Source organism: Streptomyces sp. URMC 126, from assembly GCF_051386555.1.
In the GTDB taxonomy this organism is placed as follows: domain Bacteria; phylum Actinomycetota; class Actinomycetes; order Streptomycetales; family Streptomycetaceae; genus Streptomyces.
This window is the reverse complement of sequence record NZ_JBPQTX010000060.1, coordinates 1-22,520: the sequence shown is the minus strand read 5'-3', so window position 1 is coordinate 22,520 and position 22,520 is coordinate 1. Positions and strand designations below refer to the sequence as shown.

Here is a 22,520-nt window from a genome sequence, read left to right as displayed (position 1 = left end):
CGACCCCGCGCGGGCCGTGAGCGCCTACTTGCGCGCCCAGGCGTACCGCGATCAGTTCCGTCCGCGTTCCGTCGACTCCCCTTCCGCGTCCGACGGTTCCACGGACCTCCGTCCAGCCTCCCGTACCCCTTCCCGCACCGACGCGTCCGCCGACGCGCGCACGAAATCCGGGCCTCGGACTCCCTCCCGCGATCCGCTCACGGCGCGGCACGCGCCGGAGCCCGCCAGGGAAGCGCCCGTCCCCGACCCCGAACCGGCCCTCCTCTTCGGCGCGCCGGAACCAGGAGGAGCGGATCGGCGCGCGACCCACCCGTTCGCCCGCCTGCTGTTGTTGCTGCGCCGACCGCGCACCGCTCCGGCCTCCGCGCCGGCTGCGCATTCCGCCGCTTCGGGTTCGCCACCCGGCGGACCGCCGCAGCGGGAGCCGTCGCACTACGCGCGATAGGAGAACCGTTTCTTCACGTGGGCAACCCTGTGCTCACCCCTCCCGGTTTCCCCGTCGCGGCGGCCGATGCGACGGGGAAACCGGGAGCGGAAGCTCGTCCGCCAGTACGATCGCGGTCATGTACACCGGACCACTGACGGGCTTTTCGGCGGCAATATTGGCGATTTGCCCCCTTTGGGGGCGTGCAGTACGATGACAGGCTTTCGGCAGCGGGCAGCGGGCAGCGGGCAGCGGGCAGCGGGCAGCGGGCAGCGGGCAGCGGGCAGCGGGCAGCGAGAGGTCCGAGGTGGGAAGTCCGAGGCGTGTGTGCTGTTCGCCGTGCGCTCGGCCGGCGCGCTGCACCGGCTGCTGGACGTCCTCCCCGTCTTCGACGGCGATGAGCGCGTCACCAGCCGCTTCACCCTCGTCCCCGGCTCGGACTTCGGCGTGGACGCCCTCGCCGCCCTGGACCGCTCCGGCGCCCGCCTCCTCACCTGGGACGACGCCCGCTCCCGCGCCCATGACCTGGTCCTGACCGCGAGCCCCAAGGGCGCGATCCGCGTCCTGTCCGGTCCGCGTGTGCTGCTCCCGCACGGCGCCGGCTTCAACAAGGCGATAGCGGAGGAGGGTTCGCCGCGTCTGCCGTCCGGCCTCGACCCCCACTTCCTGCTGGTCGACGGCCAGCCCTGGGCCGCCCTGCACGCACTCGCGCACGGCGACCAGCTCGACCGCCTCGCCGAGTACTGTCCGCCGGCCGCCGCCCGGGCCACGGTCGTCGGCGACCCGACGCTGGACCGCCTCCTGGCGTCCCTCTCCCACCGGGACGACTACCGCGCCGCTTTGGGCACCGGAGAACGGCGCCTCATCGTCCTCACCTCCACCTGGGGCCGCGAGTCGCTGCTGACCCGCCGCCCCGAGCTGCCCGCCGCGCTCGCGCGCGTCCTCCCCCACGACGCGTACCAGCTCGCGCTCGTCCTGCACCCCAACGAGCACAGCAGGCTCGGCGCGTACGACCTCTCCCGGCACCTGACGCCCGCCCTGCGCGCGGGGGTCGTCCTGGCGGAACCGTACGAGGAGTGGGCCGCCCTCCTGGTCGCCTGCGACGCCGTCGTCACGGACCACGGCTCCACGGCCCTGTACGCCGCCGCCCTCGGACGGCCCGTCGTCGGCGCCTACGACGGCGGTGACGAGCTCATACCGGGCACGCCGATGGCCGCGCTGCTCGAACAGGCGCCCCGGCTGACGGATCCCGCCGGGCTGGAGGAGGCCCTGCGGGCGGCGGCGGCACAGGAGGTACGCAAGTGCGCCGACGCCGCGTTCGACCTGCCGGGCGAGTCGCTTCCCCGCCTCCGCGCCGAGCTCTACCGGCTCCTGGGCCTCCGGCCGCGCCCCGCGCCCGTCCGGCCGCGCGCCCTCCCGGCCCCGAGGCGCCCCCCGGTGCCCAACGGCCCCGCGGCCTTCGCGGTACGGACCCGGGTGACCGGCCGCCGCATCGCCGTCGAGCGCTTCCCCGCCGACACCACGCTGCCGGCGCACCACCTGGCCGCCGAGTTCCCGTACGCCGGACCGAGGGAGACGCAGAGCGCGGCGGTGCTGTGGCGCCGCTCCCGGCCCGCCGCCGCCGACGCCCCGCACACGAGCGCGTGGACGGCGGGCGGCTGGACGGCCCGGATGCTGGACGACGCGCCGTACTGCGGTACGGCCGCCGCGGTCCTCACGCCGGAGCGGTGTCTGCTGCGGCACCGTTCGGCGGGGACGTTCCGCCTCCGCGTCGAGCCGCACCGGTCGGGTGGCCGGATCGTACGCGCGGATCCGGCGGCCGTCGTGACGGCGGTCCACTCCTGGCTGGCCACTCGGCCCGAACCGGCCCCCCCGGTCACGCTGGTCTGCGACGTCGGCCCGTTCTCCGTCCGAGCGGTCCTGGAACCCGCCGACGACGCCGATCTCGACCACGAGCTGTGACGCACGCGGGGTGAGCCGGGCGTCGCGCGCTACGCGCCCTCATCGGCACCCGGCACCCCACCGCAGCGTTCAGCCAGCAGCCGCGCCGCCACCCGCTGCTCCTCCGCCTCCGCCGTCTCGCCCGTGTCGTCGGCGAGGCGCGCGAGCTCCTCTCGGACGCGGACCTCGTCGCTGGTCGAGCCGCGCTCCCTGGCGCTGTCGAGAGCGGCCCTGACCAGCGGGAGCGCGTCCGCCGGCCGCCCGGCGCGGCGCAGGGCGCGGCCGAGCTCGAACCCGGTGCGGGCGGTCATCCGCTCCCGCTCCTGCTCGGCGGCCATGCGATGCGCGTCCGTGAGCAGTTCGACCGCGCGCCCGTACTCGCCCGCGCCGAGGGCGGCGCACCCGAGGAGGTGCGTCTGCAGCAGCACGCCGTACGCGTTCCCGACGGCCGCGTGCTCGCGGCGGGCGCTTTCGAAGTCGGCCGCGGCGGACGCCCAGTCACCCTGGACGGAGCGCAGCTTGCCGCGGAACTCCACGACGGACGCCTTGAGCTTCCGCTCCTTCTCCGAGTCGCCGAGGGCGCCGGCGGCGCTCACCGCGCACCGCAACTGCTCGGCCGCCTCCTCGTACCGCTCCTGCTCCCACAGCGGCCGGGCGAGCTGGCAGCGCATCCGGATCGTCACCGGCAGGTGCTCCTGGCGCTGCGCGGCCGCCAGTCCCCTGCCGAAGGCGTCGGTGATGTCCGCGTAGTGCGGGTGGTCGAGGAAATGTGTCCACAGCGGCTCGCACAGGGCCCACGCGTCCTCGTCGAGGCCGCATTCGTAGGCGAGCCGGACGCAGCCGTAGAGCGCCAGCCGGTGGGTTTCCATCCACCGCAGGGCCTCCGCCCTGCCGGCGAAGTCGACGTCCGGGACGTCGGGGACGGGCGGGCCGGGCTCCGCGAACGTCATCCGCGGGCCCGCCGCCAGGAGATCGGCGCGGATCGCCTGCCGCCGGTACCAGCGGACGAGCCGCGTCCGAGCCCGCTGCCGCCCGTCCCCGCCCGGATCCGCCTCCCGCGACTTGCGCTCGGCGTGGCCGCGCAGCAGGCCGTGGATCCGGAAGCCCTCGGGCCGGTCCTCCAACAGGCCCGCGCCCTCCAGCGCGTCGAGGGCGTCGTCGGCCGCAGGGGCACCGCCGCCCAGCAGGGCGGCCGCGGCCGGAGCCGTGATCACCGGAGCGGGGAACTCCGGCAGCAGCCGGTACAGCCGCGCCGCCTCCGGCCCGAGCTCCGCGTAGGCCGCGTCCCACACCGCCTCGACCATCGGGATGCCCTTCTCACGCAGATCGGCCGAGAGCTCGGCGACCAGCCGCGACAGGCCGCGCCTGCGGTGGCCGCGGATCCAGCGGCCGGCCACGTGGAGCGCCGCGGGCAGCCCGCCGCAGCCCCGGGCGAGTTCGGCCACGGCGTCCGGTTCGTCCGCGAGCCGCGCGTCGTCCACGATGTGCCGCAGCAGCCGCACCGCGTCCTCGACCGCCAGCGGTCTCATCGGCACCTCCAGCACGGCCATGCCGGCGAGGTCGGGCAGCCGTCCCTGGCTGGTCGTGATCACCAGGCTGCCGCCGGACGACGGGAGGAGCGGCAGGACCTCGCTGCCGAACCGGGCGTTGTCCACCACCACCAGCAGGCGCTTGTCCTTCGTCAACGACCAGTACTGCTTCTTCCGTGCGGCAGGCGATCGGCACAGCCAGTCGGCGGTGACGCCGAGCCCGGACAGCAGTTCGTCGAGCGCGTCCGAGGCCTCGACGACTCCGTCCCGGCGCAGGTCGTCCAGGTCGACGTAGAGCACCCCGTCCGCGAACCGGTCGCTGATCCGCCGGGTGATGTGGAACCCCAGCGCGGTCTTGCCGATGCCGCCGATCCCGGTCAGCGCGACGACCAGCGGTGCGCCGTCGCCGCCCGAACACTCGTCCAGCGCGCCCAGGATGCGTTCCTGCTCGTCCCGCCGATCCACGAAGTGGGTGATGGCGGGCGGCACCTGATAGGGAATCGGCGCCGGCGGCAGCGCCGCGGTGTGCACGTGATGGTGCACCGCGCCGATGTCACGAGCCTGGAAGACCGCGCCCGTCCGCGCCTGCCCGTCCACGGTGTTGTACGTATCGTCGGCCACATCGCAAACTCTACGAGCGCGCGGGCGATCTGACGGGTCAACGGCCGAAGATCCCCTGCCGGGGTTCCATGGAACGCCCTAGGATGTGCATTCGCCCACTGCCGACCACCGCCGACCCGGGGAGCGCGTCCATGGATCCGATCTCTGCGAGCGTTCTCGTGGCCCTCGCCGGAGGCGCCGGCGGCGAGGCCGGCCGCCAGGCGTGGCAGGGCCTGACCGCCCTGGTACGCCGCCCGTTCCGGCACGGCGACGACGACTCCCCCGCACCGGCCCCGCCCCTCCAGGTGAGCTCGGCCCAACCCGAGCTCACCGCCCTCCAGAACGCCCCCACCGACCCGGACCGCGCCCAGGCCCTGGTGACGGCCCTGGGCGTACGGGCCGCCTTGGACGCGCGGTTCCGGCACGACCTCGACGAGTGGTGGCAGCGCGCACGCTCGGTCGGCACGGGCGGCGATGTGCACAATCACATCAGCGGGGGCACGTACAACGCGCCGACCTTCCAGGGCCGGGACTACTCCGGGATTACGGTCACCACGCCGCCGGTGGGGCCTGCCAGGACCGACGGTTAGACCACTGGGGCGCGTGGTGGCGAACGGGCAGCGCCCCCGTACCACGAGGCCACTGCCGCGCGCCCGACATCACTTCCGGATGGCGTCGGTCCCCAGAGGGCGGAGGAAGCGGCTGGGCTCACCGTGCCAGGAGAGGACGAGGGCATCTCGCGCCCTGGTCGCGGCCACGAAAGCCGAGAACGGGCCCGCTGTAGCTCACGGCGGTAGCGGAGCATGTCCGTCCGCTCCCAGGCGTCCACAGTCGAGCGGGGCACCTGGCGGGTACCGGGTCTGCCCCTGCTCTGCCACCCGTCGTTCCTCCGTCGGTCGTTCCGCGATGCGCGGCGCGATAAATACGCCACAAGCCGCGTCGACGACGGTCGGTGTGTAGCCGGTCCAGCCGTTGGGGAGCCCTGTGGTCCGAGGGAGCACGGGCGGTTCGGCGGGTGCGGTTCCGGCGGTCAGGTCCGTGAGCCGCCGCTTGGCCTGGACGGCGGTCAGCCCTTGCTCCGCCATGACCTGGACGAGCTCCGCGGTCACCTCGACCAGCGCCGGCCGGGCGACGGGGTCGAGGGCGAGCATCGCGGAGATCAAGGGTTCCAGGCGGGGCGGCAGGCCACTCAGGCCCGGCGGGGTGTCCGGGTCCTCGATCTTCAGGGCGACGGCCTGCCGGCTGGGGCCGGTGTACGGGTAGTGACCGGTGGCGGCGTAGAGCAGGACCGCGCCCAACGCGTACACGTCCGCGACCGGGCTGAGGTGGTGCTCTCCTCGGGCCTGTTCCGGCGGCATGCACAGGACAGAGCCGACGACCCAGCCGGTGGCGGTCAGGACGGAGCGTCGCTCGGCGAGTACGGCGAGACCGAAGTCGATCACCTTGGGCCCGTGCGGGGCGAGCAGGATGTTCTGCGGCTTGAGGTCGTGGTGCAGCAGTCCGGCTTCGTGCACGGTGCCGAGTCCCTCGGCGAGCAGGGCTCCGAGGCTCGCCGTCTCCACGAGCGGCAGCGGCCCCCGCTCGGTGACGAAGGCCGGCAGGTCCGGTCCGGCCACGTACTCGACCGCCGGCCAGGGCCGCTCCGCCTGGGCATCAGCGGCGACGAAGGACGCGATGAACGGCTCGTACACCGTCTTGAGGTTGTCCACTTCGGGCAGGAACCGGGCCCTGCTGTCCTCGTCGAGGACCGACGGCTTGATCACCTTTACGGCGACCTGCTGACCCGCGGGGGACTCCGCGAGGTAGACCTGCCCCATGCCGCCGGCACCGAGCCGGCACACCAGGGTGTACGCGCCGATGGTCTGCGGGTCGTCGTCCCTCAATGGCTCCGCGGGTTGCGGGCCTTCCCTGCGGTGGTGGCTGCTGATTCCCCTGGTTCCCCGACGCGGCAGTGTATGCGAGGGGAGGGTGCCTGGCGGTGGGGGTGTGCACCGGACGCCGGGGGCGCGTCCCCAGCCCCAACGGGTGACCGCCCCCGGGCCGGCTCACGCGGTATCCCCCGGCATGATCCCCGTTTCCGTCACGACGAGCCGCCCCTCGGCCGCCAACGCGTCGATGTCCTTCGTCAGCTCCTTCCGGATGTCCGGGCCCAGCCTGGTCCAGCCGAAAAGCCTCGCCACCTCGCGCATCAGATCCTCGCGGTGCGTACCGGGCCCCTCCTCAGCCATGCGGCACAGGGCGAACCGACGTTCGACCGCGGGGACGAGCAGGACCTTCCGCGCACACGCCGCGGTGGGCGTGCGCACGTGGACGACTTCCCGGCCCGGCCGGTCGTAGGCAGCACCGAGCCGAGCGATCCTGCCCTGCCGTACCAGGCCGCGCAGGGCCCACTGGATCCTGTCGCGGACGACTGTTCCGGTCCGGTTGACACCCCACGCCTTTCGGACTCTCGTGAAGATCAGTTCCTCTTCGACCGGCCCCTCCACTTCCACGACGCAGAGGGCGAGCTCGGCGATGACCTCGGCGGCGTCCGGATCCTGCAGTTCGATGTCAGGCCGGCCGAGCCGAGCGCACGAGCGTGCGCGCAACTCGGTCAGGAGCTCCACCTCTACTTCCTGGTACGGCCTGCTCCATGTCTCGGACGCGGAGGCGCCGTCCACGGAGACGAAGCTCACCGGCTGAGCGGCTTCAGGGGCGTCCTGCGCCCCATCCGCCCCAGGCGGCGCGGCGAGGAAGCCGTCCGGTGAAGTCGCCGGTGGGGCAGGGGCCGTCTCCGGCGGGCTGTGCGGGTCCACCGCGCAAGCGGCCTCCACGGCGGCACGCAGCCGTTCGACCGCGTCCCTGCGGTTGCGGTACCAGTCGGTGCCCCAGATCCGGTGCAGTTGCCAGCCGAGTTCACGAAGCACCGCTTCCCGCAGCCGGTCCCGGTCTCTGGCCACCCGGGACGAGTGGTACATGGCGCCGTCGCACTCGATGCCCAATGCGTACGTCCCCGGGGCGTCCGGGTGGCGTACGGCCATGTCGATCCGGTAGCCGGCGACTCCGACCTGCGGCTGGACGGTGTACCCCCAGTCGCGCAGCAGAGCGAGTACCTCCTCCTCGAAGGGGCTCTCCGGGACGGCGTCCGGGTCGGCCGCCTGTGTCCGCAGGACCTGTGGGCCGCGCTCGGCGTATTCCAGGTATCGCTTGAGGGCCCGCACGCCGCGGTTCGGGCTCTCGGGGAGGTCACCGCCGTGGAAAGAGGCGACGACCTCCATGCGACGGCGTGCGCGGGTGACGGCGACGTTGAGGCGCCGCCAGCCGTCTTCCTTGTTGATGGGCCCGAACGCCGAATGCAGCTTGCCGTCCCGGTCGGGCCCGTAGCCGACGGAAAGGATGATGACGTCGCGCTCGTCACCCTGAACCGTTTCGAGGTTCTTGACGAAGAAACCGTCAAGGCGGTTCTCGGTAAAGTACCGGTCGAGGTCCGGGCGTCCGGCCCTGGCCTTCTGGATCGCCTCCTCGACGGCCTCGGCCTGCGCCTTGGAGAGCGCGACCACGCCAAGGGTGAGGTGGGGCCTGGTGCTGAAGTGGTGGATGACCCTTCCGGCCACCACCGCCGCCTCGCCCGGGTTGTCTCTCCGTCCGCCCCTGTCGTAGACGCCGTCCGCCTTGACGAACTCCACGCCGATGTCGGGCCCCTGCTCCAGCGCCCCAGGGAAAGTGACCAGGTCACCACCGTAGAACTCATGGTTGCTGTAGGCGATGAGGTTCTCGTGCCGGCTGCGATAGTGCCAGCGCAGGGGCAGGCTGCGCAGCACCCCGCTGGCTTTGCAGACGTCCAGCACCGAATCGAACCCGGCGGGCCCGCTGTCGTCCCACTCGTCCTCGTCCTCGTCGGCATCCGCGCCCGCGCTGAAGAACGACGTGGGTGGCAGCTGCTTCTGGTCACCCGCCACGACGAGTGCCCGGCCGCGGTAGACGGAGTTGACGGCGTCCTGCGGGAGAACCTGGGAGGCCTCGTCGAAGACGACCACGTCGAAGGTGAAGTCCGGCGGCAGAAACTGGCTGACGGTGAGCGGGCTCATCATGAAGCAGGGCTTGATGAGCCGTACGACGTCACGGGTCTCCTGCAGCAGCTTGCGGACGGGCATGTGCCGCCGCTTCTTCTCGGCCTCCCGCCGGATCACCGCTGCCTGGCCCACCGACGTACGGCGGGGCCGCCGGGCGTTGCATGCACTGATGACCTCGGCGTGGGCGGCCTTCACGATGTCGCGGTCGGCTGACCGGAAGCTTTCCACCAGCAGGTCACGGTCGCTCGCGTGCATCGGCTGCAACCGGGCGTCGAGGGCGAGATGATGCTCGATCCAGGAGGTGAGCACCGCGCGCTCCAAGGCGGCGGGAAACGCCTCGGACTCGACCCGCCGTTCCGCCAGCTGCCGGGGCAGGTCGTCGAGGCCGAACTTCCGCAGCCGGTCCAGGGCCTCGGCACAGTCGATCCAGGCCTGCGGGCCCCGCTGGTCCCGGTCCAGTAGTGCCAGCAGTTCCCTGGCATCCTCCAAGGAGCGAGTGAGTTCCTCTCCCAGCGCCTCGGCCCGTGCAGCCGTGAAGTGCGCCGCCAGCGCCCGCCACCGGTGATCCCATTGCTGCGCCAGCGCCGCGACGGACGCGTCGGGCGGGGCGGTCAGCATGACGCGCGCCGCCGGGGCGGACAGGGGCGCGGCATGACCGCCATGAGCGGTACGCCGGACTTCCTGCGCCCAGTCCACCGCCGTCTGTATCCGGTGCCGGTCGGTTCGCACGCCCTGGTAAAGGGGGCCAAGGCATTCCTGGTGTGCCGGAGCGCGTTCGAGGAGCTCCGACTCGGCCCGACGCGCGGCCGTGACCGCCGCCACCACTTCGCGGGCGCGACCGACAGTGAGCGTGCGGTCGCCGGTGACCCGGGCGGTGGCGTGCAGGAGGTCGGCGACGTCTTCCAGCGGTTCCACATGAGCGCGCAACCAGGACGGCGCCTCAGCCGGCGACAGGCCGACCGGGGGAGCATCCGTCGAAGTGATGCCCGCCTCTTGGGCAAACGCTTCCCAGCGGTCCAGTGCCCGGCCGACGGTCGCCACCTGGTCGGGCAACTCGCCCGGCGCGGGACGGCCGTCGGCCAGGACGCCGGCCAGACGCGACCGCCGGCCGGGGTCGGCGAGCGTGGCCGGTACGAGCCGGGCGGCCTGCCGAGCGGTTTCGAGCGCGTCGCACAGGGCTTCGGTGTCGACCGTGTCTCCGTCGGCATACCGGCCCAGCAGTTCGCGCTGCCCCGCCGGAGCGCGATCCCCCGGGTGCTCGTCCGCCTCGCTCCACGCCCGGTGCAGTAGGCGTCCGACGGACTCGTATCCCCTGACGCCTTGGGGGTTGTCCTCGCCGAAGTCGCCCGGATCGGTCTCCAGGCCGCGGTACCAGGGGCCGAGCAAGGCCCTGTCAACGGCCGCCCGGGCCTCGTGGGAAGCGGTCTCCTGCCGGGCGGCTCGCACGGCGGAGATCGCGGCCCGCGCGGAGGCGAGTGTGTGATCCGGGGTGCCGTGACCGGTGGTGGCCGGTATCCCGTCCAGCAGGTCCACGGCGTGTCGCAGAGGTCGTACATGGGCGCGCAGCCACGCCGCGGCATCGGCCGGGGGCATCTTGGCCAAGGCATCGGCGTACGAGTCGAGGGCCGGCTCCCCCAGACCGAGCCTGCACCGTTCCAGGCCATGGCGCAGTTCCGGCTCGGAGTCCTTCAACGCGGCGGCGGGCTCCCGGCCGGCGGCGACCTGAGCGGCGAGGCGAGCCCGCCGCCGGTGGTGCGCGACCGTGTCCGGTGCCAGCCGGTGCACAACCTCCGCCTGGGCCAGTGCCTGGCGCAGGGTCGTCGGGTCCGGGGGAAGCACGTCCGAGTACGGGCCCAGGAGCGCTGCGTGGGTGGCCGCGAGCGCGTGCAGACGGTGGTGGGCCGCGTACCACTCGGCCGCCAGGGGGAGTTTGGCGTGAAGCTCTCCTCGCCAGGTTCCGCTGTGGGTCAGACGGGCGATGAACTTGCGGTCCGCGCGGATGCGGCCGGAGAACAGAGCGCTGACGACTCCGCGGCCGCTCTCGGCAAGACGCCGTACGGTCTCAGGGAGACCTTCGGCGGTCGTCACGGCGTCGGTGAAGGTCTCGCGAGCGGCGGCCTCGGTTTCGCGCAGCGCGTCCGCCGCGGCGGTGATCTCGGCTACGGCGGACCTGGCCCGGGGCAGGACCTCGGGGTCGAGCCAGGTGTCGGGGCTCTTGTGCGGCGCGGCGGCCGAGGCGACGACGGTGAGCAGGTCCTCGGCTTCCGCGACCGACCGCGGCCGGTGCAGGCCTAGCAGGTCCGCCACATCGTCCAGCCGCTCGCCCCAGGTTTCGAGCGCGCCGCCCAGGTCGTCGAACCGCTCCGCGAGGTGTGCCGCCTGCGGCCGGGTGAGCGCTGACACATCCATGCCGCGCGGTTCCAGCGTGGTGAGTGCTGTCTCTTCCTCGGGAGGCCCGGGAGCCAGTGCCGCCGGGACATCACGCCAGTCCGGGCCGGCCGTCGAGGCGGCCAGGGCCTGGGCGGACAGCACACGGTCCCGGCGGGAGAAGAAGGACCGCAAGGCGTCGGAGACCACGGCCACCATGGCGGCCTCGGCCCGGGACACCCCGTCAGGTGTGAGCCAGCTCTCCGGCGGGCGGTGGGCCGCGTCCGCCGCGGCCAGGAGGGCGCACACCTCCCGGGCCTGTTCCAGGCCGGGCACCGGATCGATGCCCGCTCGGTCACAGAGTTCCGTGAAGATCCGCCATCCGCGCTCCACGACAGTGGCGACGGCCTCGCATTCGGCCGCGACGGCGCGTGCCCGCTCCTCGCCCAGTCCCGCGAGGTCCAGGCCGGCCGGCGACAAGGTCTTCAACGCCCGCTCGGCGTCCCCTGCTTCGGCACGCAGCCGAGGGGGCAGCTCCTGCCACCGCTCCCCGGCCGCGGCCCGGGCGGCGGCACGTGCCCGCTCCGTCCGGCGCAGCTCGGCTCCGAACGCCTCGACGGGGTCCAGAACCGTGTCCCCGAACCGGTCGGTCGTGAGCCAGCTCTCCGGTACCCGGACGCGAGAATCCAGCAGCCGCAGGAGGCCGGTCAGACGGTCGATGCCGTGCCGGTCGTCGGAGGGGCCGGAAGCGGGGGCGAGATCCCGGTACCGGTCCACGGCTGCCGCCAGCGCGTCGCGCGCCGCCATGGCCTGCTCCAGCACGGGCCGCGGGTGGGGCGCTTCCGGCAGCAGGCCCCGCCAGGGGAAGTCAGGGTCGGCGACGGCATCCCAGGTACCGGCGATGATCGCAGCGGCCTGTTTGATGGTTTCCAGCTCCTGGGCACTGAGCGTGCCGGGCCGGAAGACGACGGGCTCGGAGCTTCCGTCGTGCCGGGAGCCGAGATAGGCCACCGGCGCCTCCGACAGCTGGCCCACCCTGCCGATCGCATCATGCAACGTGCGCCGCAGCGGCTCCCGGACCTCGTTCATCGCCTCCGCGTAGGAGCTGAGCGCCTGCCGGGTCTCCCGGGCCCGTGCCACCACTTCCTCGGGCAGCCGCGACGCCCGGGGCTCCTCCGTGAGCGCCCTGCCCAACTCCCTCGCGACAGCCTGCCGGCCGGTGTTGTGGCTGTGGAGCGGGAACACGTACGAGTCCAGGCCGACGGCCTTCAGACGGTTCAGCACGACATCGAGGGCCGCGGCCTTTTCACTGACGAACAGCACGGTGCGTCCCGCGCTCATCAGGCCGGCGATCATGTTGGCGATCGTCTGGCTCTTGCCCGTACCGGGAGGCCCGTCCAGAACGAAGGACCGCCCGGCCACCGCGGCGGCGATCGCCTGCCGCTGCGACGCGTCGGCGTCGAGCACCAGCGGACTGTCCTCAGGAGGGCTCAGCTCGTCGATGCGGTCCAGGTCGAGCTCTTGGAAGTCGAACCGGTCGGGGGCCAGGCCGTTGGCCGGGCCGAGCGCCAGGGCCCGGACGAGGTCGTTGGCCATGACCAGTTCCGCGTTGTCGAGCAGGTCCTGGTACATCGACTCCTTGTGCGAGGCGAAGAGTGATACGACCACCCGAGGGGATACCGCCCACCCCGCCTTCCCCTCGATAGCACGCGTGGCGGCTTCCACAACGGCGCCGACGTCGAAGACGTCCTCGTCCGTCACCGGCGTCCAGTCGATGCCGAACTGCCCCAGCTTCACCTTCAGCGCCGGGTTGAACCGAGGGTCCTCGTCCTCGTTCATCCGCAGGCGCATACGCCCGTTCGTCAGGCGCTCGATCCGTACCGGAAAGAGCACCAGTGGGGCGTCATTGCCGGTGTGCGCCCCGTCGTCGCGCCAATGCAGCATGCCCACACCGAGCTGGAGCGTCCACAAGCCGTAGTCGTTGAAGAGCTGTACCGACTTGCCGCGGAGTTGACGCAGGGCGCGCAGCAGGGTGGGGCTCGTCTTCTTCTGCGTCAGGATTCCGCCGGACTCGGTGCTGCCGCGCCTCGCGACGGTCGGTTTCTCCGGCCCGGGCACCCCACCCTCGGCCCCTTCCGCGTGCGGCTCGGCGGACGGCTCCTCTTCGGGCAGCGGGGCGAAATCCCAGCCACGCGCGAGACCTTCGACAAGAACGGACGCCGAGGGCGAGAGGATTTCCAGGGTGGCCGCCCTGGTGTGCCGGAAGTTGAGCAGGCGGTTCCGCCCGCTCAAGTCGACGAGGGAGGAGCGCCACCCTGCCAGGGCCGCTTTGAACCGCTCCACTTCGTCACCGGCACCAAAACCCCCCGGATCCGTCACATTCTTTCCCCACTGTCGTCGCTCAAAGGGGTGCTCACGGGAGAACCGCGACCCGCGGCGCGCGGCGCCCAAGATCCCGTGCCCCCACCCGGGCCTCGCGCAGCGCCAGCCGCCACCCCCACCGATGGAGGGGATTATACGATTCTCACGTCCAGGTCATGGGTGACTTGTCTGCATTGCCCGTTATGAGGCGTCTGTCACTTGAGTCGACAAGGGCGCCCTCAACGCCCACGCCGAGGCGCTCCTTCCGTCGGAGGGTTCGCGGCGGGGGTCGTGCACCGCTCGTGACAGGGCGTTGTCAGTGGTGCCCCCTACGCTGCTTTCCGAAGCCTTCGACAGCACAAAAAGCGAGGTCATCATGGCGGACCGCTACCCCGAGTTCCGCCTCCGGCTGCCCAACCGCGGCCCGACGGCGTACGGGCGACAGACGGACGAGCTGGGGACGAACGGCAGCCGGAAATTCGTCGTCGCGGCGGGACAGCCGGTGCGGCCGGACATCGTGCCGTCCTTCTCCAGGCGAGTGGCCTCCGCTTACCGGCTGCGCGAGCAACTGATCGATACCGGCCGCATCAGACCCTCACAGACCTGGCCCCGGCTGGCTGGAGACGACGGACGAGATCACTTTCAACTCTCCCTCCGAGGCGGCTTCGGTCCTGACCGGCCCGGCGGATGAGCTCTTCCCTGTCTCCATGACCGACGCGCAGAGGAGACGCCCATGTTGATGTGCGGCAAATGCCATTTCCCCCGGCACCGCCCCGGGTCGCCCGACAGAATGGCCGGGCAATGACTCCGACGTCCGGTCCCCCAACTCCAGGCCGACCCCCGGTCGGTTACGCCCCCTTCGCCCATCTCGCTGCGCCCAACTCCGCGCTGTACCGGCGGGTGATGCAGGCCTTCCTCCACGCCAAGGAACGCTTCGCGGTGCACCTGCGCCCCGAGGATGTGCAGGCAGCGCTTGTCACCAGTGGGTTCCCGGCTGAGCTCGACGCCGTCGCCAAAGCCCTCGACAGCCTCGTCGAGTGGGGCAATCTGCGGGCCGACCCGGATACCGCCCGGGTCACTGCCGTCGAGGACTTCTACCGGAAGCGGTTCGTGTATCAGCTCACGCAGGCCGGGGAGGCGGCGGAGGAAGCGCTGGCCGCGTATGACGAGGCGCTCGGACGGCGGGGTGCGCTGCAGGCGGTGGCGTTGCACGACATCGTCACACAGTTGCGTGCGCTGCTGGTCCTGGCGAGCGAGGAGGAGCCGGACCCGGCCAAGACATATCTCGCGCTTGACGCGCTCACCAGCCGGTTCGCGGCTCTCGCGGAGAACGCGAGGGCGTTCATGGGGTCGTTGCAGCGAACCATCGATCTTCATGATGTCGAGGAAGAGGTCTTCCTCGCCTACAAGGACCGCCTCATCCAGTACCTGGAGCGGTTCATCCAGGATCTGATCACCCTCGGCGGGCGGATCGCTCAGCTCATTGTGGAGTTGGAGGACGGCGGCGCAATCGATCCGCTGCTGCGCAGTGCGGCCGTCCGAGAGGCCGGTGACGCCGCCCCGGAGGACGTCGAGCACGCCGAGCGGGAGGCGCACACGCGGTGGGCCGGGCGGTGGGACGGGCTCGCCGCCTGGTTTCTCAGCAGGGACGGGCGGGAATCGCAGGCACGGCTGCTGCGCGGCCGGGCGCTCGGGGCGATACCCCAGTTGTTGGCCGTCGTCCGGGTGCTGAACGAGCGCAGGGCCGGGCGCTCCGACCGGTCCGCCGACTTCCGTACCCTCGCCCGCTGGTTCGCCGAGGCGCCCGACGACGAGGCCCGGCACCGGCTGTGGCGCACCGCGTTCGGGCTCTACCCCGCCCGTCATCTCACGGTGGACGCCGAGACCCTCGCCGGCCGCGCCACCCGCCCCGTATCCGCCGGCACTCCCTGGGCCGACGCGGAGCCGCTGCGCATCAGCCCCCAGCTGCGGCGCACCGGCAGCTACGAGCGGCGCGGCAAGCCCCGCAAGGTGCAGGACCGGTCCGAGGCCCGCCGGTATCTCGCCGAGATCGCCGCGAAGCAGGCCGCGGAGACGGCCGCCGCGCGGGCGCGGCTGGCCACCGACGGCGTCACGCGACTCTCGGCCCTCGGCGAGCTGGACCCCCTCGCGTTCGGACTGTTCCTCCAGCTCCTCGGCGACGCGCTCGCCACCTGGCGGCCGGGCATGACACACACGTCCGCGACCAGCAACGACGGTTCCATGGAGATCCGTCTCACCACTCTCGACGACGGCACGACCGCCGAGATCACCACGCCTGGGGGCGTCTTCCGCGGCCCCGACCACACCGTCGAGATCGTCGACCTGACCGGAAGGGACGCCGGGCAATGACCACCCCGCTCGCCGAGGTCCTGGACGGGCAGCGCGCCGCCGAACTGCGCAAGGCGGCCCGCGCGCTGCTCAAGGAGCCACTGCTGCTCGCCCGGGGACCGCGGACGGACGAGTTCCGGCTGGTCCGCCGGCACGCGTCGGAGCTGCGCGCCTGGTTCGACCGCAATACCGGCTGGGCCCTTCACGTGGACGCCGAGGCCGCGCGTCTTCGTAAGGTGCCCGGTCATTCCGCCGATCCCACGCACCCCGCGCGGGAGGCCGGCCGGGCCGGTGCCCCCTTCACCCGCCGACGGTACGTCCTGCTCTGCCTCGCCCTTGCGGCTCTGGAGCGGGGTGAAGCACAAGTGGCCCTCGGGCGGCTCGCCGAACAGGTCGTGCTGGACGCGGCGGATCCATCACTCGTCGCAACGGGGATCCGGTTCACTCTGGACCGTCGCGACGAGCGCCTCGACCTCGCCGCCGTCGTCCGGCTGCTGCTGAAACTCGGGGTTCTGCGGCGGGTGGCGGGGGACGAGGAGGCGTACGTCAACGGAGCGGGTGACGTGCTGTACGACGTCGAGCGCAGGGTACTGGCCGGTTTGCTCGCCACCCGGCGAGGGCCGTCCACCGTGCACGCCGACACCTTCGCCGAGCGGCTGGACGAGCTCGTCGCCGAGACCGCGCTGGACAGCGACGACCTGCGGTTCCTCGCCATGCGCCGCTCACTGACCCGTCGCCTGCTCGACGACCCGGTGCTGTACTACGACCAGTTGACCGACGCCGAGCTCGGCTACCTCACCCGGCAGCGCGGCTTCCTCACCGCCCGCATCACCGAACTGACCGGGCTCGTCCCCGAGGTGCGGGCCGAGGGCATCGCCATGGTCGATCCCGACGACGACCTCACCGACGTCCGGATGCCCGAACAGGGCACCCACGGCCACGTCACGCTGCTGCTCACCGAGCACCTCGCCGCGACCGGAAGGCTGGTCACCGTCGCCGAGCTCCGGCGCGAAGTCCGGGAACTCGCCGATCGGTACGGTGGCTTCTGGTCCAAGTCGGCCAAAGAGCCGGGCGCGGAGGGCGAACTGGTCGAGCAGGCGCTCACCAAGCTCACCGCCCTCGGCCTCATCACCCGCCGGGACGACACCGTCACGCCCCGCCCGGCGCTCGCCCGGTACGCCGTCGGTGAAGCCGTCGTCCGAGAACCCGGCACGTCCCGAATGCCCGAGCAGCGAAAGGACGGCCGAAAGTGACCGCCCTCCCCGTTCCCCTCCGCGCCCGATGGCAGCCGCTGCGCATCGGCCTCGTCGACCTCTTTCATTACGACGAGGAGGAGTTCCACTTCCGCGACGGGCGGCTGCTGCTGCGCGGCAACAACGGCACCGGCAAGTCCAAGGTCCTCGCCTTGACCCTGCCGTTCCTGCTGGACGGCGACCTCACCCCGCGCCGTGTGGAGCCCGACGGCGACCCGGGCAAACGCATGGAGTGGAACCTGCTCCTCGGCGGCGAGCACCCGCACTCCGAGCGGCTCGGCTACACCTGGATCGAGTTCGGCCGCCGGGACGAGACGACCGGCGAGACCCGCTTCCGTACTCTCGCATGCGGGCTCAAGGCTGTCGCCGGACGGGGCATCGCCCGGCACTGGTACACGGTCACCGACCAGCGGATCGGCCGGGACCTCAGCCTCCTCGACGCCACCCGCACCGCGCTCACCCGCGACCGGCTTGCCGAGGCCGTCGCCGGGCACGGGATGGTCTACGACCAGGCCGGGACGTACCGAAGAGCCGTCGACGAGGCCCTGTTCGGGCTCGGCGAGCAGCGCTACACGGCCCTGGTGGACCTGCTCATCCAGTTGCGTCAGCCCCAGTTGTCCAAACGCCCCAACGAGGCCGCCCTCTCCCGAGCGCTCACCGAGGCACTGCCACCCATGGACCAAGCCGTGGTCGCCGACGCGGCGGAGGCCTTCCGCTCCCTCGACGAGGAGAAGGAGGAGCTGCGGGCAGCCGCCGAGGCCGAGCGCGCCGCTTCGGCGTTTCTGGAGCACTACCGCCGCTACGCCCGGATCGCCTCCCGCCGGCGGGCACGCCTCCCCCGCGCCGAGCACTCCCGGTATGAGCGTCTCCAGCGGGACCTGGCGGAAGCGCAGGCGCACAGGGCCCGCGCGGAGGAGGAGCGGGTCGCCGCCGTGGAGCGCCTCACCGAACTTGAGGAGACCGAGACTCGACTGCGAGCCCAGGAAGCGGCCCTGCGTGCGGGGCCCGAGATGCGCAGCGCCCGGGAACTGGACCGGGCGGCCGGAGAAGCGGACCGTACGGCAGAGGAGCGGAAACGCGCGGACGACGATCACCGGCAGGCAGTCGGCCTCCACCAACGGGCCCTGCGCCGGCTCGGCACGGCCGAGAATCGGCTCGACTCGGCCGGGCGCCGGGCGGACGGCCTGCTCGCCCAGGCCCGGGAGGCGGCCGGCGAGGCCCTGGTCGTTCTGCCGGAGGACCCGGCCCGGGAGGCGGCCGAGGAGGCAATGGACCGCAGACGGCGCACGCTCGGGCATGTGGAACACCTCGCCGATCTCGCCGACCGGGCGGCGGACCTGCGCCGGGCGGCCTTCCAGCGGCTCGACGAAGCGGAATCCGATCTCGCCGTCGCGGAAGAGACGCGGCACGGCGCGGAGCAGACCGCGGCGGAGGCCGGGCAGACCCTGCTGGACACGGTGCGGCGGCACGTCGCCGACTGCCGCGAACTGGCCTATGAGGATCCGGTGGGCGTACTGGACGAACTTCAGGACTGGTCTCGGCACTTGGAGGGCCCCTACCCCGCCCGTGCCCACGCGTCACGCGCCCACCGCGCCGCGTCCGAGCGGCTGGCCGACCAGGCGGCCGGCCTGACGCAGCGCAAGGCCGCGCTCCGGACGCGGATCAAAGGCGCGGAAGGGGAACTGACCGCCCTCGTCACCGGCGGACAGCGCGGCCCGCAAGCCCCGTACACACGCGACCCGGAGCTACGGAAGCGCGTGCAAGGCGCTCCTCTGTGGCGGCTCGTCGATTTCCGCGACGGACTCGGAGCCGCGGACCGCGCCGGCCTGGAAGCGGCCCTGGAGGCCTCCGGCCTGCTGGACGCCTGGGTGCGCCCGGACGGCACGGCCCTCGGTACCGACGGGTACGACGTTTTGCTCGCGCCCCGGACGGGGCAGGCTCCCGGGCCGACACTGGCCGACGCGCTGCGCCCGGCCGTGGACCACGGCGACCCGCAGGCCGCGGCCGTCGCCGAAGCTACGGTGATGCGGCTGCTCACGGCGATCGGGCTGGGCGAGGAGGGTGGCGCGGCCGACTGGATCGCCGCCGACGGGCGGTTCCGCGTCGGCGCGCTCACCGGGCGCTGGGCCAAGCCCGCGGCGGAGTACGTCGGCGAGGGCGCCCGCGAGGAGGCGCGGCGCGCCCGGATGGCTGCTCTGGAGGCCGAACTCGGCATGCTGCGGGAGGAGCTGGACGCCGCCGAGGCCGAGTCGGCGTCCGTCACCGCACGCCGGCGCGCGCTGGACGCCGAGCTGGCCGCCGTGCCCGACGACGCGCCGCTCCGGCAGGCGTACGCGGGGGTGGCCGCCGCGGCCGAGACCGTACGCCGGGACAGCGCCCGCCGCGACGAGCGGGCCGCCGACCTGGCCCGGGCCACCGAGGAGGCCGAGCGGGCGGCCGAGGAGTTCGCCTCCACCGCCGCCGACGTGGGCCTGCCGTCCGACCGCGGCGCGCTCGCCGCCGTACGCCAGGCTCTCACCGGCCTCGTCCTCGTCCTCGCCGACCTGTGGCCCGCCCTGCGCGAACGCGCCGAGGCGGCCCGGCAGGCCGCGGAGGAGCGTGACGAGGCCGAACAGGCCGGGCAGCGGGCCGCGGAGCACGCGTTCCGGGCCGAGGAGGCGGCCCGGGAGGCCACCGCTGCCGCCGAGCGCCACGCCACCCTGCGTTCCACGGTCGGCGCGGCGGTCGCCGAACTCCAGCGCCGCCTCTCCGAGACCACCGCGTCCCTGCGCATGTGCGCGGACGGGCAGCGCCGCGCGCGAGAGCAGCACACCGAGGCGGACCGGCGGGCCAGCCGTGCCGAAGGCCGTATCGAGCAGCTGGAGAACGCGATCGCCGAGGCGGCGTCGGCCCGGACGGAGGCCATCGCCGGCCTCCAGCGGTTCGCCGGCACGGGCCTGATCGCCGTCGCCCTGCCCGGCCTGGCCGTACCTCCGGCCGGTGACGGGCCGTGGGCGGCCACCCCGGCCATCACCCTGGCCCGGGCCATGGAAAGCGAACTGGCCGCGACGGACGACTCGGACGGTGCTTGGGAGCGCGTACAGCGGCGTCTCAGCGAGGAACTCAAGACCCTCCAGGACGCCCTGTCCCGGCACGGGCACACAGCCTCGGCCCGCATGATCGAGGACGGCATGGTCGTCGACATCGTGTACCAGGGGCGGGAGCGCGCCGTACCGGAACTGGCCGAGGCCCTCGCCACAGAGGTCGGCGAGCTCACCCGCATTCTCTCCGCCCATGAACGGGAGATCCTGGAGACCCACCTGATCACCGAGGTGGCGGGCACTCTTCAGGAGTTGATCGGCACGGCGGAGCGGCGGGTCCGGGCCATGAACGCCGAGCTGGAGGAACGCCCGACCTCGACCGGTATGAAGCTGCGATTGGTGTGGCGGGCCTCCCGCAAGGCCCCGGCGGGTCTCGACCGGGCGCGGGAACGTCTGCGGCAGTCCGCCGACGCATGGACCCCCGAGGACCGGGCGGCGGTCGGCGAGTTCCTCCAGGCGCAGATCATCCGGCAACAGACCGGGGACGCCGCCGGGAGCTGGCTCGAACACCTCACCAGCGCCCTCGACTACCGCGGCTGGCACGAGTTCGGCATCGAACGGCACCAGCAGGGACGCTGGGTTCCGGCCACCGGACCGGCCTCGGGAGGCGAGCGCGTCCTCGCCGTGTCCGTACCCCTCTTCGCCGCAGCATCCTCCCACTACGCGAGTGCGGGCAACCCGCATGCGCCCCGTCTGGTCACCCTCGACGAGGCGTTCGCCGGGGTCGACGACGACTCACGGGCCAAGTGCCTGGGCCTGCTGCACGCCTTCGACCTGGACGTGGTGATGACCAGCGAACGGGAGTGGGCCTGCTACCCGCAGGTGCCCGGCATCGCCATCGCCCAGCTCTCCCGGACGGACGAGGTGGCCGCTGTCTTGGTCACCCGGTGGGAGTGGGACGGCTTGGTGCGGACCCGCGGGGACGATCCGGTGGCGGCGCGAGCGTGGATGGCGGCTGCCGACGACGCCGGGGCGTCCAGTTGGCGAGTGGCCGAGGAAGGCGCAGCGCAGGAGCCCGGTCGGTCGGCGGCCGGAACGGACGACCAGGACCGGCTGTGGACATGAGTACATTCACCCCCGAGGGAATGGACCCAGGCTCGGGCGCGGGCCTGGATGTGGACCGCGTCCGCCGGCTGCTCGGTGACCCTACGCTCGCGTGGCTGGTCGCGCGCGTGCGCCGACGCATCGAACGCGAACAGCCGCTCACCGGGCCCGTCTCGCTCGCGTCCCCGACGGAGGAGCAGCGCACCGCCGTAGAGCGGCTGCTGGGCCGCGCTCCGGGCGGGGGCCGGACGCTGGCCGTCCGGCTCGACGCCGTGGACGAGGTCCTGCGCCGCTCCGGTGCCAGCCGGGACGGCCTGGCACCGGCCGTCGAAGCGCTGACGGGTACCGTCACCCCGGTCCGACTGACCCGTGAGGAAGAATCGCGCGCGTGGCGGGAGGCATTCGGCCCGCTTCGAGTGCTGGCCCGTGAGCGGCCCCGCCTCGCCGAGTGGGCCGCCGAGCCGCGCACGAAAGGCTTGGTACGACGCCTCGCCCGCGCCCCGCAGGCCGCCGGCCCGCTGGTCGCCGACGCCGTGAAGGTGCTTCAGCGGCTCCCCGCCGAACCCGCCGCCTCCCTGCCGGCCTTCGCCGCCCGGGTACTGGGCAGTGCACACGCGCTGGACGACGGAGCGCCTCTGGCCACCCTCGCCCTGTCCGGCATCCGCGCCCTCACCGGCCACCCCGACGGGAGCGGCGCCGCATGGCGGCGTGAGGCGTGGGCGTCGGCGGGATTACTGCGCGACGAGCTGTCCTCCACGGTTGTCGCCCTCAACCTGCGGGGCAATCCGGCCCTGGACTGGATGGCCGAAGCGGGCGAACCCTACGTCCTCACCCTGCGGCATCTCACGCGCCGACCGCCCGTCGCCGAGCACCCCGTGGTACGCGTCTGCGAGAATCCGGCCGTCCTCGCGGCTGCAGCCGATGCTCACGGCGCCGGATGCCCGCCGTTGATCTGTCTTCAGGGCCAGCCGTCGGCCGCGGCCCTGACGCTCCTGCGCCACCTCCATGCCGGCGGCACGCGTCTTCTCTACCACGGGGATTTCGACTGGGGCGGCCTCCGGATCGCGAACGCGCTTCTGCGGCACGTGCCGTGGCACCCGTGGCGGTATGGCGCCGAGGACTACCGAGCGCTGGCCGTCTCGGATGCGCAGCTACCACTCCTGACGGGGGCGCCGACCGAGGCGTTCTGGGACCCCGCGCTGGGTCCCGCACTGGCCGAACGCGGGGTACGGGTGGAGGAAGAGGTGACTTTGCCGTCGCTTCTCTCGGATCTCACCTGATCGCGGGCGCCCTTCCGGCCGCTGCCCCACCCCGCGCGGTGCCCGGCGGTCAGGGCCTCAGCCCTTCCGTCCCCTGCGGGACAGGCGGTCGGCTGCGAAGGCGATCGGGGGGGCCAGGAACATGAAGAGCCAGTTGCCTGTGGCGAAGCTGGCGCCCGCTGCGGCGGCGGCGCCGATGGGGACGCCGAGGAGGGTGCCGGCGAAGCGGTCGGTGGTGCGGGGGGTGCGGTCGGGGAGGCC

Annotated in this window: 11 protein-coding genes; 7 read left to right on the top strand and 4 right to left on the bottom strand. The window is 72.9% G+C overall.

Going from position 1 to position 22,520, the window contains the following annotated elements:
- Positions 1-763: 763 nt before the first annotated feature.
- Complete coding sequence (locus tag ACSNOK_RS10375) at positions 764-2,386, top strand: translation initiation factor 2 (protein ID WP_436780324.1); 1,623 nt, start codon at positions 764-766, stop codon at positions 2,384-2,386.
- A 29-nt stretch (positions 2,387-2,415) separates the two neighbouring features.
- Here ACSNOK_RS10375 and ACSNOK_RS10370 read toward each other — a convergent pair whose 3' ends face one another.
- Positions 2,416-4,515 carry an NB-ARC domain-containing protein gene (locus ACSNOK_RS10370; RefSeq protein ID WP_436780315.1) on the bottom strand — a complete coding sequence of 700 codons (2,100 nt, stop codon included), beginning with the start codon at positions 4,513-4,515 and terminating at the stop codon, positions 2,416-2,418.
- Between the two features lie 131 nt (positions 4,516-4,646).
- Here ACSNOK_RS10370 and ACSNOK_RS10365 point away from each other — a divergent pair, with 131 nt between their 5' ends.
- Entirely contained in the window at positions 4,647-5,084 is a 438-nt protein-coding gene (locus ACSNOK_RS10365) for a hypothetical protein (protein ID WP_436780314.1), read from the top strand.
- A gap of 195 nt (positions 5,085-5,279) precedes the next feature.
- On the opposite strand, the gene ACSNOK_RS10360 is transcribed toward ACSNOK_RS10365, so the two are convergent.
- Together ACSNOK_RS10360 and ACSNOK_RS10355 are read right to left on the bottom strand one after the other, a co-directional pair.
- Entirely contained in the window at positions 5,280-6,377 is a 1,098-nt protein-coding gene (locus tag ACSNOK_RS10360) for a serine/threonine-protein kinase (RefSeq protein ID WP_436780313.1), read from the bottom strand.
- Between the two features lie 162 nt (positions 6,378-6,539).
- Positions 6,540-13,292 (bottom strand): DUF3320 domain-containing protein, encoded by a 6,753-nt coding sequence (locus ACSNOK_RS10355; RefSeq protein ID WP_436780312.1) that lies wholly within the window; start codon positions 13,290-13,292, stop codon positions 6,540-6,542.
- A 358-nt stretch (positions 13,293-13,650) separates the two neighbouring features.
- Here ACSNOK_RS10355 and ACSNOK_RS10350 point away from each other — a divergent pair, with 358 nt between their 5' ends.
- Genes ACSNOK_RS10350 through ACSNOK_RS10330 form a run of 5 tightly spaced genes read left to right on the top strand, consistent with a single transcriptional unit; the run spans position 13,651 to position 22,280 of the window.
- Positions 13,651-13,965 (top strand): hypothetical protein, encoded by a 315-nt coding sequence (locus ACSNOK_RS10350; protein ID WP_436780311.1) that lies wholly within the window; start codon positions 13,651-13,653, stop codon positions 13,963-13,965.
- Positions 13,966-14,024: 59 nt separating this feature from the next.
- Positions 14,025-15,644, top strand: coding sequence for a TIGR02677 family protein (locus tag ACSNOK_RS10345; RefSeq protein WP_436780310.1), 1,620 nt, complete (start codon positions 14,025-14,027; stop codon positions 15,642-15,644).
- Positions 15,641-16,876, top strand: a complete 1,236-nt coding sequence (locus ACSNOK_RS10340) for a TIGR02678 family protein (RefSeq protein ID WP_436780309.1) — start codon at positions 15,641-15,643, stop codon at positions 16,874-16,876. The genes ACSNOK_RS10345 and ACSNOK_RS10340 overlap by 4 nt, the downstream gene beginning before the upstream one ends.
- Positions 16,873-21,021 (top strand): TIGR02680 family protein, encoded by a 4,149-nt coding sequence (locus ACSNOK_RS10335; RefSeq protein WP_436780308.1) that lies wholly within the window; start codon positions 16,873-16,875, stop codon positions 21,019-21,021. The genes ACSNOK_RS10340 and ACSNOK_RS10335 overlap by 4 nt, the downstream gene beginning before the upstream one ends.
- Complete coding sequence (locus ACSNOK_RS10330; protein WP_436780307.1) at positions 21,018-22,280, top strand: TIGR02679 family protein; 1,263 nt, start codon at positions 21,018-21,020, stop codon at positions 22,278-22,280. The genes ACSNOK_RS10335 and ACSNOK_RS10330 overlap by 4 nt, the downstream gene beginning before the upstream one ends.
- 57 nt (positions 22,281-22,337) lie before the next feature.
- On the opposite strand, the gene ACSNOK_RS10325 is transcribed toward ACSNOK_RS10330, so the two are convergent.
- A partial coding sequence (locus ACSNOK_RS10325; RefSeq protein ID WP_436780306.1) for a hypothetical protein occupies positions 22,338-22,520 on the bottom strand: 183 nt, incomplete at its 5' end.

Coding starts and splice junctions, on each gene's coding strand:
- ACSNOK_RS10365 (WP_436780314.1), top strand. CDS start 4,647: ATGGATCCGATCTCTGCGAGCGTTCTCGTGGCCCTCGCCGGAGGCGCC.
- ACSNOK_RS10350 (WP_436780311.1), top strand. CDS start 13,651: ATGGCGGACCGCTACCCCGAGTTCCGCCTCCGGCTGCCCAACCGCGGC.
- ACSNOK_RS10345 (WP_436780310.1), top strand. CDS start 14,025: ATGCCATTTCCCCCGGCACCGCCCCGGGTCGCCCGACAGAATGGCCGG.
- ACSNOK_RS10340 (WP_436780309.1), top strand. CDS start 15,641: ATGACCACCCCGCTCGCCGAGGTCCTGGACGGGCAGCGCGCCGCCGAA.
- ACSNOK_RS10330 (WP_436780307.1), top strand. CDS start 21,018: ATGAGTACATTCACCCCCGAGGGAATGGACCCAGGCTCGGGCGCGGGC.